The sequence below is a fragment of the Streptomyces sp. PA03-5A genome (genome assembly GCF_033792725.1).
In the GTDB taxonomy this organism is placed as follows: domain Bacteria; phylum Actinomycetota; class Actinomycetes; order Streptomycetales; family Streptomycetaceae; genus Actinacidiphila.
This window is the reverse complement of record NZ_JARAVL010000095.1, coordinates 1-645: the sequence shown is the minus strand read 5'-3', so window position 1 is coordinate 645 and position 645 is coordinate 1. Positions and strand designations below refer to the sequence as shown.

General features: G+C 66.7%; 1 pseudogene. It reads right to left on the bottom strand.

What is annotated here, in order from left to right:
- Window positions 1–645 (bottom strand): annotated as a pseudogene (locus PV410_RS44630) (peptidase S8); the annotation flags it as partial.

Sequence of the window (645 nt, the reverse complement as noted above, 5' to 3'; positions counted from 1 at the left end):
TCGTAGGAGGCCCACACGCTCAGGGACTTGAGGTTCCTGCCCGCGGCGGTGCCGCGGACGGTCACCGGGACCCACACCTTCGCCCGTGCCTTGCCCGTGCTGTCGAGGGACAGGGCGGGGGTGAAGCGCACGACGGAGGTGGGGAGCTTGGTGATCCCCGGGGCGAACTCGGAGGAGAACGTCCAGCTCGCGGTCATGCTCGTGGAGACGTCGGCGACCGTGCCGCGCTTGACCGAGACGGTCAGCCGGTAGTCAGCCCGCTCGTTCTCCGCGATGTAGAAGACGTCCATCGGGTTGGAGCTGGTGTTGACGAGCTCACCGTTGCGGTAGAGGGACGTTCGCGCGCTCTCGATCGGTGAGCGGTTGTTGCTGATGTTCCCCTCGCTGTCCGAGAACAGCGGAAGCCGCCCGTCGATCGCCTCGTCGGCCCGGAGCAGTCCGGTGCCTTCCGGGAGATCGGGACCGAAGACACCGACGTTGAACACGTGCTGGTAGGAACGTCCGGGCTTGAAGGTCCTGGTGAGTGCGTCATAGCGGGTCTCATAGGAGTCGTTCGCGTCGACCTGCATGAAGCCCAGCTGCCACGAGGTGTTCCCCGAGAGCAGGTGCAGGGTGCCGGTGTAGGGCAGGGCGTGCACGGTCCCG